Source organism: Mangrovimicrobium sediminis, assembly GCF_004745945.1.
Taxonomy (GTDB): domain Bacteria; phylum Pseudomonadota; class Gammaproteobacteria; order Pseudomonadales; family Halieaceae; genus Mangrovimicrobium; species Mangrovimicrobium sediminis.
Genome location: NZ_SRLE01000004.1, coordinates 127023 through 141411, shown reverse-complemented (window position 1 = coordinate 141411; position 14389 = coordinate 127023). Strand labels below are relative to the sequence as shown.

Genomic DNA, 14389 nt, shown 5'->3' with positions numbered 1-14389 from the left:
AGCGGTGGATTCCGCGGCGTCAATTTCCTTATGATGTGCCCCATCCCGCAAGCCACCGGAAGACAACAATGCCTACATTCCTTCCCCGCCCGCTCGCCACTGCGGTTATTGCCGCCACCGCAACCCTCGCCCTTGCGCCACTGGCCCAGGCCCAGAACACCCTGGAGGAAGTCGTGGTCACCGCGCAAAAGCGCGCGGAGAATGTACAGGACGTACCCATCGCCATCAGCGTGTTCACCGCCGAAAACGTCGAGGACCTCAGCGCGCGCAACCTCGGCGACCTCGGCCAGTTCACCGCCGGCGTGGAGATGGACGTGTTCAAGTCGCTGCAGCCGACCTACTCGATCCGCGGCGTGCAGACCAATGACTGGACCGTCGGCTCCGATCCGGCGGTCGCGGTGTATATCGACGGCGTCTACGCGGCGCGCGGCGCCGGCGCCGAGACCGCCCTGGTGGACCTCGCGCGTATCGAAGTCCTCAAGGGCCCGCAGGGTACTCTGTTCGGGCGCAACGCCACCGGCGGCGCCATCCACCTGGTGACCCAGGACCCGGTGTTCGAACAGGAGGGCCGCGCCAAGCTCTCGGTGGGCAACTACGGCCGCGTCGACGGGGAACTGATGTGGAACCAGCCGCTGACTGACGACCTCGCCGTGCGCGTGGTGGCGGTGTCGCGCAACCGCGACGGCTATGTTGAAAATCTCAACGGCACCGACCTCAACGACGAGGACATCCAGGCCATCCGCGGCAGCCTGCTCTGGAACCCGACCCCGGACACCGACGTGCGCTGGCGCCTCGAGTACAGCGAGTTGGACCAGCACTCCGCCGCACGCCAGACCACCATCGCCTCGGTGTTCGAGAACGCCAACCCGGGTCGCAGCTATTCAGACTTCGGCAAGATCCACACTGACTACGTCAACCGCGAGGCCCGCGACCAGTTCGCCACCTCGCTACAGGTGGATCACAGCTTCGGCGACAAGACTTTCACCTCGATCACCGCCTGGCGCGAATTCAACACCGAACTGGATGAAGACCTGGATGGCTCCAACAACCTGGACCACCTGTTCAACTCCAACAACCCGGAAGAGAACGACTACTTCTCGCAGGAATTCCGCCTGACCGGCGCCAGCGACAAGCTGAAATGGACCACCGGCGCGACCTTCTCGCGCGAACACGTCAGCCACCTGACCACCGCGGTCTTCAACGTCAGCACCCTGGAAAGTTTCGCCTGGGCGGAACTGCTCAAGGGCGCTGGCTCCGAGACCTCCGACGTGTTCCTGGCGACCTTCGCCGGCCAGACGCCGGAGGACCTCGAGTACCTCGCCACCCTGAGCAACTCGGAAATCGACGAGCTCGCGCCAAGCTTCCGCCAGCAGCAGAGGGACGCCGGGCTCGACGGTATCGCCGCCTCCTCCTTTGTCTGGGCATTCCTCAACGGCGAGGGCACGCTGGGCGATTTCGGCCTTTCAGACAACCCGTTTATCGGCATCTTCCAGCAGATCCTGCCCAGCCTGCAGCCGCGCATCGCCGCCTACGAGCCCTGGGTCGAAGAGGTCTACTCCGACGGCACCTACGAGAGCTACGCCGTGTACGGCGACGCCACCTACAGCATCACCGACCGCATGAACCTCTCCGCCGGCCTGCGCTACACCTACGACGAGAAAGAGTTCAGCCTGTTCAGCCAGTACCAGAACACCATCGCCGGCGCCAACTTCGGCCTGGCGTTCTACAACAACGGGCAGCCGCTGCTGGACGCCACCCAGTCGGACTCCTGGGACAACCTGTCCGGCCGCGTGGTGCTCGACTACGCCCTGGCCGATGACACCATGCTCTACGCCAGCGTCGCCACCGGCTTCAAGTCCGGCGGCTTCAACAGCCTCAACTTCGGCCCGGACATCGACACCTCCTATGACGAGGAGGAAGTGATCAACTACGAGGTGGGCAGCAAGGGCCAGTACTTCGACCGCTCCCTGCAACTCAACGCGTCGGCGTTCTTCTACGACTACCAGAACCTGCAGGAACTGAAACTGCTGGGCCAGCCGATCCCCTCCTACAACCTGCGCAACTCCGACGCGGAGGGCTACGGTATCGAGCTGGAGACCTACTGGCTGGCCACCGACAACCTGACCCTGGCCGGCAACTACAGCTGGCTGAAGACCGAGTACACCAAGTTCCGCATCCTCGAGGCCGCCGGCGAGACCGAGGAGGACGACCTCACCGGCAAACCGCGGGTCGGCACCCCGGAGCACAAGGTCAACCTCTCCGCCGAGTACCGCTGGCAACTGGGCGACTTCGGCGCCCTGCTGCCGCGCATCGACTACACCTGGAGCAGCGAACGGGTGGAGAGCCTGAACGATCCCGCGCGTGAGATCGACGCGTTCTACCTGATCAACGCGCGCATCGCCCTGCTGCCGGACAACGGCGACTGGGAGGTCGCCCTGTGGACCACCAACCTCACCGACGAGGAACATTTTGGCGAGTACGGTGACAACGGCGACGCGGTGGGCTCCCTCACCGGGGCGCGCATCCCGCCGCGCATGTACGGGGCGGATTTCATCTACAACTTCTAGGCCGGACGCGGGACGCGACACCGGGCGGGGCTCACCAGCCCCGCCCTTCCACTCTCCGCGCCAGTCTTCGGGCCGGTCCCGAGCCTCGTTCTACAGCCGCAGTCGTTTGCGGTACAATCGCCGGTCCATTGCCACTGCCCGACCCGGACCATGCCCACCCCGCTGTTCGACTATCGCAAGTACTGGGCCGAGTGTTTCGGCCCGGCGCCGGAACTGCCCATAAGCCGGGCGGAGATGGACGCCCTCGGCTGGGATTCCTGCGACATCATCATCGTCACCGGCGACGCCTACGTCGACCACCCCAGCTTCGGCATGGCGGTGATCGGCCGCGTGCTGGAAGCGCAGGGTTTTCGCGTCGGCATCATCGCCCAGCCCGACTGGGACAGCGCCGAGCCGTTCAAGGCCCTGGGCCGCCCCAACCTGTTCTTCGGCGTCGCCGCCGGCAACATGGATTCGATGATCAACCGCTACACGGCGGACCGCAAACGCCGCAATGACGATGCGTATACCCCGGGCGATGCCGCCGGCAGGCGCCCGGACCGCGCGGTGATCGTCTACAGCCAGCGCGTGCGCGAGGCCTACCGCGACGTGCCGCTGGTGATCGGCAGCATCGAGGCCAGCCTGCGGCGTATCGCCCACTACGATTACTGGAGCGACAAGGTGCGCCGCTCGATCCTGCTCGACAGCCGCGCCGACCTGCTGCTCTACGGCAATGCCGAGCGCGCTATCGTCGATGTCGCCCAGCGCCTCGCCGCCGGTGAGCCGATCCACAAAATCCGCGACCTGCGCGGCACCGCCTTCGTCTGCAAGCGCGTGCCCGAGGGCTGGCGCGAGGTCGATTCCACCAGTATCGACGTGGTCGGCCCGGTGCAGGCGCACCCGGACCCCTACGCCATGACCCAGGGCGCGGAATGCGCCAGCGACGAAGTGGCCGTGCAGGTCGGCGCGGATGTCGTGCGCGTGCTCGACACGGTGGACGACGCGCGTCCCGCGGTGGTGCGCATCCCCGCCTACGAGGCGGTGCGCGATGACCCTGCGCTGTATGCCCACGCCTCGCGCATCCTGCACAAGGAGACCAACCCGCACAATGCGCGACCGCTGGTGCAAGCCCACGGCGACCGCGAGGTATGGCTCAATGCCCCCCCGCTGCCGCTGACCACCGAGGAACTGGACTGGGTATTCGAGCTGCCCTACACGCGGCTGCCGCACAGCACTTACGGCGAGGCGCGCATCCCCGCCTACGAGATGATCCGCCACTCGGTGAACATCATGCGCGGCTGCTTCGGCGGCTGTACTTTCTGCTCGATCACCGAGCACGAGGGGCGCATCATCCAGAACCGCTCGGAGGACTCCATCCTGCGCGAGGTGGAGAAGATCCGCGACACCTCCCCCGCCTTCACCGGCGTGATCTCCGACCTCGGCGGCCCCACCGCCAACATGTGGCGCCTGGCCTGTAAGAGCCCGGAGATCGAGGCGAAATGCCGCAAGCTGTCCTGCGTGTTCCCCGGTATCTGCAAGAACCTGAATACGGACCAGAAACCGCTGGTCGAGCTGTACCGCAAGGCGCGCGAACTGCCCGGCATCAAGAAGGTGCTGATCGCCTCCGGCCTGCGCTACGACATCGCGGTAGAAACCCCGGAATACGTGGAGGAACTGGTCACCCACCATGTCGGCGGCTACCTGAAGATTGCCCCGGAGCACACCGAGGAAGGCCCGCTGTCGAAGATGATGAAGCCCGGCATCGGCACTTACGACCGCTTTAAGGCCATGTTCGACAAGTACTCCCAGGCCGCGGGCAAGAAGCAGTACCTGATCCCCTATTTCATCGCCGCCCATCCGGGCACCAGTGACCGCGACATGATGAACCTCGCCCTGTGGCTTAAGCGCAACGGTTTTCGCGCCGACCAGGTGCAGACCTTCTACCCCTCGCCCATGGCCACCGCCACCGCCATGTACCACAGCGGCAAGAACCCCCTGAAAAAGATCACCCGCGACGGCGACAGCCTGCCGACGGTGAAGGGGCTCTCCCAGCGCCGCCTGCACAAGGCCTTCCTGCGCTACCACGACCCGGACAATTGGCCGGACCTGCGCCGGGCGCTGAAAAAGCTCGGGCGCAGCGACCTCATCGGCAACGGCAAGATGCACCTGGTGCCGCCGCGCCAGCCGGGCAAGCGCCACCCGGTGGTCGAGGCGGGCACCCAGCCCTTCGCCACCCAGCACAACGGCCTGCCGCGCACACCGCAGGCGCGCCGCCGGCGCACACCGCGCAAATAAAACGGTGGTGTGCCCCGCGAAAGCCGTGCGCTAAAGCTGGCCAGATCCAGGCCAGATTCAAAGGTACTTCAGAGTAATCCCATAGCAGGCCAGCCCGAAGGGGCCGGCCCAGACCGCATCGGCCAGGAGCGTCGGCTCAGACCAGGCCGAGCTGGGACTTGGTGCGCCGGGTCGGCGGCGCCTGCAGCGGGTCTTCCGGCCAGGGGTGCTTGGGGTAGCGGCCGCGCATTTCCCGGCGCACGTCCGCGTAGGCATTGCGCCAGAAGCTGGCCAGGTCCTGGGTGACCTGCAGCGGGCGGCCGGCTGGCGACAGCAGGTGCACCTGCAGGGCGACGCGTCCGTCCGCCACCGTCGGCGTCGCCTCGCAGCCGAACATTTCCTGCAGTTTCACCGCCAGCACCGGCGGCGTCTGCGTGTAATCGATGCGCACGCTGGACCCGGAGGGCACGCCGAAATGCTCCGGCGCCAGGCGCTCGAGGTCCAGCGGCAGCGGCCAGGGCAGCATGGCGCGCAGGATCGTGTGCAGGTCGACCTGGCGGAAGTCATCCAGCCGGCGCACCTCGTTCAGGTAGGGCAGCAGCCAGTGCTCAAGCGAACCCATCAGCGCCGTGTCGGACAGGTCCGGCCAGGGGTTGTCGGTGGGATCGGGGTGGTTGTCGTGCAGCAGTTGCACCCGGGCGCGCCACTGGCGCAGGCCAGCGGTCCAGGGCAGCAGGTCCAGCCCGCGCCGGCGGATCACGCCGAGCAGGGCGCGGCCGCGGGCTTCGCCGGAGACATCCGGTAAGGGCTCGCGGGAGAGCTCCAGGGCACCAATGGCGCGCCGCCGCTCGGCGACGAAACGCTCCTGGCGCAGGTCCCATTCCACCACTTCCTCCTGCTGCACCAGCGAGGACAACACGGTGTTGAAGCAGCGCGGGTTGAGCGCCGCGGCGGTGTAGATACGGTCGCTGTCGCTGCCCGCCTGTCCGCCGATCTCCGCCACTGCAAGCCAGCCCTCGCGCAGCAGCGGGTCGCCCTCGGCCAGTTGCGCGCCGCGGCCGTTACTGAGCAGGTAGTCGCTGCCGCTGTCGCCGCGCCGGCGGCCGATGCGGTCCGGCCAGGCGCTGGCTACCAGGATGCCGACCACGTCGGCGGCATCGACATCCAGGGCAAACTTGCGCGGCTTGTGCACATCCGTGGCCTGGCGCGCGTAACGCCGTGCCTGCAACCAGGTCTGCCGGTACCAGGCCTGGGCGTTGGGCGGACACGACTGCTCGCCCATCAGTACCGCCAGGGTGGCGGCGATGTCCGGGCCGGCATCCGCCAGCGGGTTGCGCTCGGAAAGCACCGCCGCCAGCAGGCAGGCAGTCTCGGTAGCGTGGATGTCACAGCCCACCAACAGCATGTGCGCCAGCCGCGGGTGCAGCGGCACCTGGGCCAGGCGCACCCCGTGCGGTGTGAGCTGCGGCCGCCCGGCCTCGTTGAAGAACACCGCGCCGACCTGTTCGAGGATGCCCAGGGCCTGCTGCCAGGGCGCTGAGGGCGGCTGGTCCAGCCAGGCCAGCTCCGCCGGGTTGTCCACGCCCCAGGCGAGTAGCTGCAGGGTCAGCGGGGCGAGGTCCGCGTGCAGGATCTCGGGGCTGGTCTGCGCCACCAGCTGGCTGTCCTGCTCCTCGGACCACAGGCGGTAGCAATGGCCCGGGGCCAGGCGCCCCGCCCTGCCCCGGCGTTGTTCCGCCGAGGCGCGGGAGACGCGCCGCGTAGTCAGCCGGGTGATACCGGTGCCCGGGTCGAACTCGGCCTCGCGCACCAGGCCGGAATCCACCACGGCGGTGATGCCCTCGATGGTCAGGCTGGTCTCGGCGACATTGGTGGCGAGTACTACCTTGCGCTTGCCCGCCGGCGGCGGGTCGATGGCCGCCTGCTGGCGCGCCAGGCTGAGGCCGCCGTACAGGGGTTGCAGTTGCACATCCGCGGGCAGGCCATCGCGCAGCGCGCGTCCGACCTGGTTGATCTCGCGCTGGCCGGGCAGGAATACCAGCACGTTGCCGTCCTGCTCCTGCAGGGCGCGGCGCACCGCGGCGGCGGTGGGCGCGGCGATCGGGTCGCGCAGGCGCTGCGGACCCAGCTGGTGGGTTTCTACCGGGTACTGCCGCCCCTCCGAGGCTATCACCGGCGCACCGCCAAGCAGCCGCGACACCGCCTCGCCGTCCAGGGTGGCGGACATGACCAGCAGGCGCAGCGGTCCACCCTCGCGGAACAACTCGCGCCCCTGCAGGCACAGGGCGAGGCACAGGTCCGCGTCCAGGCTGCGCTCGTGGAACTCGTCGAAGATCACCAGCCCGACATCCTCGAGACCGGGGTCGGTCTGCAGGCGGCGGGTGAGGATGCCCTCGGTCACCACCTCGATGCGGGTGTGCTCGCTGGTGCAGTTCTCCAGGCGGATGCTGTAGCCGACGGTGCGGCCCACCGGCTCGTCGAGCATCTGCGCCATGCGCGCGGCGGCGGCGCGGGCGGCCATGCGCCGCGGCTCGAGCATGACGATCTTGCGACCGTCCAGCCAGGACTCGCGGACCAGGGACAGCGGTACGGCAGTCGTCTTGCCCGCCCCCGGCGGTGCCTCCAGCACCAGCTCGTGGCCGCGACGCAGGGCCGCGGCGACCTCCGGCAGGCTGGGGTAGATGGGGAGTGTGGAAAAATCGACTATTTTCATCGCGCTATCTTAGCGGAGCTCCCCCGGGCAAGCCAGCTGTGGCGCGCCGGGGAAGCGCCGCCCGGGGGGGCCAGTGCTGCACCCTCGAGCTCGGCTGTTTTTGGGGCGCCAGGCTGCTCCCTGCGCACCAGATCGGACCATCGGGCGGCCACGCCCGGGTGTCCTGTACTCCAACTACCCGACGCGAATCACTACTTTGTCACAGAGAGCGCGCATACTCCCCGCGCTGGCAAGCTTCTTGCTGATCACATATTAACCAGAAACACAGACGGCCCCCCGGGCCGGGGTTGGCCGATGAACACGCTGGACTCACATCTCGACAGCATCGCGAGCAATACAGGTGGCCCCGGCCGCGTGGCCTTCTTCGACCTCGATCGCACGCTGATCGCGGGCTATTCGATCCTCGCCATGGGTATGGAGACCGCCCGCCACGCGGCCACCCGCGGCAAGCTCGCCGACGCCGCCAAGATCATGCAGGAGGTGCTGCGCCAGCGCACCGCCGGCAGCGGCGGCAATTACCACAAGCTGGTCAAGCGCCTGGCGCGGGCCCTCACCGGGGTGGATGAAGCCACCCTGCGCGAGCTCGGCAACCGCGCCTTCGACAACAGCCTGGCGCGCAACCTCTACCCGGAGGCGGTGGCCCTGGTCGAGGCGCACCGCGCCGCTGGCGACCACCTGGTCATAGTCACCGCCGCCAGTCGCTACCAGGTCGAACCGGTGGCGCGCATCCTCGGCATCGACGAGATCTGCTGCACCCAGCTGGAGGTCCAGCAGGGACGCTTCACCGGCAACGTGATCGCCCCGCTGTGCTACGGCGAGGGCAAGACCATGGCAGCGCGCCGTGTAGCGCGCAAGTTCGACTGCCAGCTCAAGCACGCCTATTTCTACAGCGATGCCAGCGCCGACCTGCCGCTGTTGAAAAAGGTCGGCCACCCGGTGGCGGTCAACCCCTCGGAGAAACTCGCGGTGCACGCGCGCAACAAGCACTGGCCGCAACTGCACTTCGCCAGCCGCGGCATGCCGAAGCTGGAGAACATCGCGCGCACGGCGCTGGTGATGGAATCACTGCTGGCGGCCACCGCCCTGGGCGCGATCAGCCGCAAGCTGGGACTGGACCCGGCGCTGAACGCCAACCGCGTCACCCGCATGGTCGGCGACTTCGCCTCCAATTTCGCCGGCCTGGAACTGGATATCGAGGGCTACGACAACCTGCACCGGGAGCGCCCGGTGGTGTATATCTTCAATCACCAGAGCCTGATGGATTCGGTGGTGCTGGCACGCCTGCTGCGCGACGACGTGGTAGCCCTGTGCAAGAAGGAAATGGCGAGCAAGCCGATCATCGGGCCGATGCTGCAGCAGGTGGACACGATTTTCGTCGACCGCGACGAGCGCGACCAGGGCGCCGTGCTCAAGCGCGCGCTGGCGGCGCTGGAGAGCGGCCGCTCGCTGGTCATCGCGCCGGAAGGCACCCGCAGTACCCTGGGTGACATCCAGCCGTTCCGGCACGGCGCCTTCCTGCTGGCGAAAAAAGCCGGGGTGCCGATCGTGCCTATCGTGCTGCACAACGTGAAGGACGCGCTGCCCAAGGGCGCGTTCCTGGTGCGGCCGGCGCGGGTGCGGGTCACGGTGCTCGAGCCGATTCCGGCGCAGTCGATTACCAGTGTGCGCGGCGCCTGCCGCGACCTCGAGGACACCTACAGCGAATTGCTCGGCAAGTCACCCCAGGCGGCGTTACCGCACACGCTCAGCGCGTGAGAGAACCCTACCAGTGCACGCCGGGCGGTGGCTGGTAGCTGTCCAGCACATTGACGTAGTTGGCGCGCAGGAAGGCCGCGGAATCCGTGGCGGTGCGCTGGCTCACGCTTCCCTTCATCTGTTCCACCGACGCGTATTCCCGCTGTTCCAGCCAGTCGCGCAGGGCCTGTAGCACCACCGCCAGGTGGCCCGGGCCGCGGCGCAACAGGGCGCTGCACATGTGGACCACGTCGGCCCCCGCCAGCAGCGCCTTGGCCACGTCGTTGACGTTGTGCACGCCCCCGGTAATCGCCAGCGAACATTGGGTACGGCCGTGCAGGATGGCCAGCCAGCGGATGCGCAGCAGCGCCTCCTCAGAGGTGGACAGCTGCAGTTGCGGGGTGACCTCCAATGTCTCGAGGTCGATGTCCGGCTGGTAGAAGCGGTTGAACAACGCGAGGCCGCTGGCCCCGGCCTCCTCCAACCGGTGGGCGAAATGCATCGGCGCGGTGAACTGCGCCGAGAGTTTCATGACCACCGGGATAGCCACCTGCTCACGCACCGCGCTCAGCACGTCCACGTAACGCTGCTCCACTTTCTGCCCGTCGTCATTGAAGGCGGCGGGTATGTAGAACACGTTGAGTTCCAGGGCGTCGGCGCCCGCCTCTTCCAGGCTCTTGGCGTAACTGACCCAACCGCCATTGGTGGTGCCGTTGAGACTGGCGATCACCGGGATGTCCAGGCCGCTTTTCAGCGCGTGGAGTTGCTCCAGGTACTGCTCCTCGATACTGCGGTAGTTGTCCGGCACCGGGCGGAAGCTGTCCGCCTCGGCATGGCCCAGGGACTGCTGGTGGAAGAAGCGTGCGAGGCGCGCGTCCTCGGCCTCGATCTGCTCCTCGAACAGGGAGTGCATGACCAGCGCCGCGGCGCCGGCATCCTCCAGCCGCCGCGCGGTGTCCAGGTGCCGGGACAGCGGTGAGGCCGAGGGCACCAGCGGGTTTTTCAGGTCCAGCCCCAGGTAGCGCGTGCTCAAATCAACCATCGTGTTTCTCCTTCTCCGCTGCCGGTGTTGCGGCCGCGGCATCTGTACCGCGCTGCGCCTTGACCTGTGCCACCAGTTCCTTGTCGCTCCAGTCCAGCCCGGCGAGTTGCTGGTAGAAGTGGTAGCGGTGATTGACGAAGCGCTGCTCCTCCTCCACCAGTTGTTCGGCCACTTCCGGGTGCGTGTGCCACAGCATGCTGAAGCGTGTCTCGCTCTGCACGTAGTCCCGGTAGGGTACGCTGGGCGGTTTTGAATCCAGTTTCATCGGCGCCTTGCCGCTGTCGATCTGCGCCGGGTTGAAGCGGAACAGCGGCCAGTGCCCGCTGTTCACCGCGAGGTCCTGCTGCCGGTGATTGCCGGACAGGTCCACGCCGTGGGCGATACACGGCGAGTAGGCAAGGATCAGGCTCGGCCCTCGGTGCGCCTCGGCTTCCAGCAGGGCGTGCAGGGTCTGCGTGTCCTTGCCGCCATAGGCGACCCGGGCCACGTAGACGTGCTCGTACTCCATGGCCAGCAGTGCGAGATCCTTCTTGCCTGTACGCTTGCCGCCGGCGGAGAACTTGGCGACCGCACCGCGCGGGGTGGCCTTGGAAGTCTGGCCGCCGGTATTCGAATACACCTCGGTGTCCAGCACCAGGATGTTGACGTCCTCCCCGGAGGCGAGCACGTGGTCCACGCCGCCATAACCGATATCGTAGGCCCATCCGTCGCCGCCGACAATCCACACGCTCTTGCGGCTCAGGTTTTCGGACAGGGTCAACAGCCGGCGGGCGCTGTCGCTGTCGATACCGCGCAGCTGTTCATCCAGTTGTGTGACGCGTTCACGTTGGGCGTGAATCCCTGCTTCGTCACTTTCGTCCGCCGCCAGCAGCGCATCCACCAGCGCGGGGTCGAGTGCATCGCGCAAATCCTGCAATAGTTCGCGGGCCATCTCGCGCTGCTTGTCCACTGCCAGGCGCATGCCCAGGCCGAACTCTGCGTTGTCCTCGAACAGCGAGTTGCTCCAGGCCGGCCCGCGCCCCTCGCCGTTGACCGTCCAGGGCGTGGTCGGCAGGTTGCCGCCGTAGATGGACGAACAACCGGTGGCGTTGGCCACCAGCATGCGGTCGCCGAACAGTTGCGAGGCCAGGCGCAGGTAGCTGGTTTCGCCGCAACCGGAACAGGCGCCGGAGAACTCGAAGAGCGGGTCCATGAGCATGGCGCCGGCGATGGTGCTCTCCTTGAGTTCGCGGCGGTCATAGGCCGGCAGGGAGAGGAAGAAATCCCAGTTGCCGCGCTCGGCTTCGAGCAACGGCGGTTGCGAGGCCATGTTGAGGGCCTTGTGACTGACGTTGGACTTGTCACGGATGGGGCAGATGTCCACGCACAGGCCGCAGCCGGTGCAGTCCTCCGGTGCCACCTGGTAGCTGATGTGGTAGCCCTCGGGGAAACCCTTGGCCTTGACCGGTGCCGACTTGAAGTCTGCCGGCGCGTGTTCCAACGCCGCAGCCGGGAATACCCGCGAGCGGATGGCGCTGTGCGGGCAGACAAACGGGCACTTGCCGCACTGGGTGCACAGGTCGGTATCCCACACCGGGATCTCCAGGGCGAGATTGCGTTTTTCAATCGCGGCGGTGCCCAGCGGGAAGCTGCCGTCGGCAGGCATGGCGCTGACCGGGATGAGATCGCCGCGCCCGGCGATAATCTCCGCGGTGACCCGGCGTACGAAATCGCTGCCGGTCACTTCAGCCGCCACCGGTGTCGGCCCTTCTGCGCCAACTGCCCCGCGCGGTATCACGTGCAGGCACTGCAGGGTTTCGTCGATCGCGCGGTAGTTGAGTTCGGTAATGCGCTTGCCCTTGCGCCCGTAGGTCTTCTCCACCGCGCGCTTGATCGCGTCTATCGCGTCCGCCCGCGGCAGGATGCCGGAGATGGCGAAAAAGCAGGTCTGCATCACCGTATTGATGCGTTTGCCCATGCCGCTGGCCCCGGCCACACCATAGGCGTCGATGCTGTAGAGGGTCAGGTCCTTGTCGATGATCTGCTGCTGTACCTGCGCCGGCAGACTCTGCCACACGCGGTCCGGCGCTTCCGGCGAGTTGAGCAGGAACACGCCGCCGGGCGCAGCGAAGGACAGCACGTCGTACTTGTCGAGGAAGCGCGGCTGGTGACAGGCGACAAACCGCGCATCGCCCTCGCCGACCAGGTAGCTGGAGCGGATCGGCTGCGGACCGAAGCGCAGGTGCGACACGGTCACCGCGCCGGATTTTTTCGAGTCGTAGACGAAGTAACCCTGGGCGTAGAGGTCGGTGCATTCACCGATGATCTTGATGCTGTTCTTGTTGGCGCTCACGGTGCCGTCGCTGCCCAGGCCGTAGAACACCGCCTGGAAGGTGTCCGCGTGTGCATCGGTGCGCACACCCGGGTCCCAGGCCAGGCTGGTGTGACTGACATCGTCGTGTATGCCGATGGTGAACAGGTTGCGCGGACTGGCGGCATCGAGCTCGGCGAACACCGCGCAGACCATGCCCGGGGTGAACTCCTTCGAGGACAGCCCGTAGCGCCCGCCGATCACCCGCGGCATCTGCGCGAAGCGTTCTTCACCGGCGCAGTGCGCCTGGGCGACGGCAGCGAGCACGTCCTTGTACAGGGGTTCGCCGTCGGCGCCCGGCTCCTTGGTGCGGTCGAGTACCGCCAGCGCGCGCACGCTGGCGGGCAGCGCCTGCAGCATGGCCGCTGCGTCGAAGGGGCGATACAGGCGCACCTTGAGCACCCCGACGCGCTCGCCGCCGGCGACCAGGTGCTCCACCGTCTCGTGCACGGTCTCCGCGCCGGAGCCCATCAACACGATGACCCGCTCGGCCTCCGGGTGGCCCTCGTACTGGAACAGGTGGTACTGCCGGCCGGTGAGTTCGGCGAAGCGGTCCATCAGCGCCTGGACGGCGCCGGGCAGTTCGCTGTAGAAGGGGTTCACCGCCTCTCGCGCCTGGAAATACACGTCCGGGTTCTGCGAGCTACCGCGCAGCACCGGGTGCGCCGGCGACAGCGCGCGCGCCCGGTGGGCGTCGACCGCCTGCGGATCGAACAGCGCGCGCAGTACTGACTCGGGTACGGCCTGCAGCTTGGCAACCTCGTGGGAGGTGCGGAAGCCGTCAAAGAAATGCAGGAAGGGAACCCGGCTGGTGAGCGTGGCCGCGTGGGCGATCGCCGCGAGGTCCATGACTTCCTGCGGGCAGTTGGAGGCGAGCATGGCGAAGCCGGTCGGGCGCGCCGCCATCACGTCCGAGTGGTCGCCGAAAATCGACAGGGCCTGGCAGGCCAGCGAGCGCGCCGCGATGTGGAACACTGTCGGCGACAGTTCACCGGCGATCTTGTACATGTTGGGCAGCATGAGCAGCAGGCCCTGCGACGCGGTGAACGTGGTCACCAGTGCCCCCGCCTGCAGCGCGCCGTGAATCGCGCCGGCGGCGCCGGCCTCGCTCTGCATCTCGACCACCCGCGGCACCGTGCCCCAGAGGTTGGCGCGCCCGTTGGCGGACCACTCGTCCGACAACTCGCCCATCGGCGAGGCCGGCGTGATCGGGTAGATCGCCACTACCTCGCTGGCCAGGTGTGCAATGGTGGCAGCCGCCTGGTTGCCGTCGATGGTAACCATGCCCTCGGTGTCTTTCATGCCAGTTCTCCAGGTGGTGGGCGCGGCGCAGCGCCGGCCCGCCTGCTCAGTGATCGTGGAGCCCGCGCACTGCGATCAGGGAGGAACGACTGCAGGCGCGGCGCTGTTCCTCGAGCGCGAGGTACTCTTCGCTGTGGTAAAAATCCGTCAGCGCATCCATGGAGGGAAACTCGACCAGCAACAGGCAATGCGAGGCTTCCGGCCCCTCCAGCACTTCGCACTCGCCGCCACGGGCGAGGTAGCGCGCCTGCGCTTTTTCCAGTAGCGGTCGCACCGCGTGCTGGTAGCGCAGGTAGGCCTCGATATCCAGTACATCCACATCCATGATAGCGTAGGCTGTCATCGGCTCACCCGTTGCCGCGTTGGTCATCACACCGTTAACCAACATACCGGCACATGTCCGATACGCATTGTCCTGTATCAAGAAT

Annotated in this window: 7 protein-coding genes; 3 read left to right on the top strand and 4 right to left on the bottom strand. The window is 67.2% G+C overall.

Annotated features, from left to right (window positions below; all coding sequences use genetic code 11):
• Positions 1-68 precede the first annotated feature (68 nt).
• Positions 69-2567, top strand: a complete 2499-nt coding sequence (locus tag E4634_RS04045; protein WP_135441324.1) for a TonB-dependent receptor — start codon at positions 69-71, stop codon at positions 2565-2567.
• A 150-nt stretch (positions 2568-2717) separates the two neighbouring features.
• The gene (locus E4634_RS04040) at positions 2718-4841 is read left to right on the top strand and encodes a YgiQ family radical SAM protein (RefSeq protein ID WP_135441323.1); all 2124 of its coding nucleotides are present in this window, start codon (positions 2718-2720) and stop codon (positions 4839-4841) included.
• 136 nt (positions 4842-4977) lie between these two features.
• On the opposite strand, the gene hrpB is transcribed toward E4634_RS04040, so the two are convergent.
• Positions 4978-7533, bottom strand: coding sequence for an ATP-dependent helicase HrpB (gene hrpB, locus E4634_RS04035; protein ID WP_135441322.1), 2556 nt, complete (start codon positions 7531-7533; stop codon positions 4978-4980).
• Positions 7534-7827: 294 nt separating this feature from the next.
• On the opposite strand from hrpB, the gene E4634_RS04030 reads away from it, so the two are divergent.
• Entirely contained in the window at positions 7828-9288 is a 1461-nt protein-coding gene (locus E4634_RS04030; RefSeq protein WP_135441321.1) for an HAD-IB family hydrolase, read from the top strand.
• A gap of 7 nt (positions 9289-9295) precedes the next feature.
• Here E4634_RS04030 and E4634_RS04025 read toward each other — a convergent pair whose 3' ends face one another.
• Genes E4634_RS04025 through E4634_RS21435 form a run of 3 tightly spaced genes read right to left on the bottom strand, consistent with a single transcriptional unit; the run spans position 9296 to position 14304 of the window.
• Entirely contained in the window at positions 9296-10309 is a 1014-nt protein-coding gene (locus tag E4634_RS04025; protein WP_135441320.1) for a dihydroorotate dehydrogenase-like protein, read from the bottom strand.
• On the bottom strand, positions 10302-13961 hold the full coding sequence (gene nifJ / locus E4634_RS04020; protein WP_206046788.1) for a pyruvate:ferredoxin (flavodoxin) oxidoreductase: 3660 nt from the start codon (positions 13959-13961) through the stop codon (positions 10302-10304). Before nifJ ends, E4634_RS04025 begins: the two co-directional genes overlap by 8 nt.
• Before the next feature lie 46 nt (positions 13962-14007).
• Positions 14008-14304: a DUF1330 domain-containing protein gene (locus E4634_RS21435; RefSeq protein WP_167854759.1), complete on the bottom strand. Its 297-nt coding sequence runs from the start codon at positions 14302-14304 to the stop codon at positions 14008-14010.
• Positions 14305-14389: the final 85 nt, after the last annotated feature.

What these genes read in the sequence shown, in the direction of transcription:
- E4634_RS04045 (WP_135441324.1), top strand. Translation starts at nt 69, where the DNA reads ATGCCTACATTCCTTCCCCGCCCGCTCGCCACTGCGGTTATTGCCGCC.
- E4634_RS04040 (WP_135441323.1), top strand. Translation starts at nt 2,718, where the DNA reads ATGCCCACCCCGCTGTTCGACTATCGCAAGTACTGGGCCGAGTGTTTC.
- hrpB (WP_135441322.1), bottom strand. Translation starts at nt 7,533, where the DNA reads ATGAAAATAGTCGATTTTTCCACACTCCCCATCTACCCCAGCCTGCCG.
- E4634_RS04030 (WP_135441321.1), top strand. Translation starts at nt 7,828, where the DNA reads ATGAACACGCTGGACTCACATCTCGACAGCATCGCGAGCAATACAGGT.
- E4634_RS04025 (WP_135441320.1), bottom strand. Translation starts at nt 10,309, where the DNA reads ATGGTTGATTTGAGCACGCGCTACCTGGGGCTGGACCTGAAAAACCCG.
- nifJ (WP_206046788.1), bottom strand. Translation starts at nt 13,961, where the DNA reads ATGAAAGACACCGAGGGCATGGTTACCATCGACGGCAACCAGGCGGCT.
- E4634_RS21435 (WP_167854759.1), bottom strand. Translation starts at nt 14,304, where the DNA reads ATGACAGCCTACGCTATCATGGATGTGGATGTACTGGATATCGAGGCC.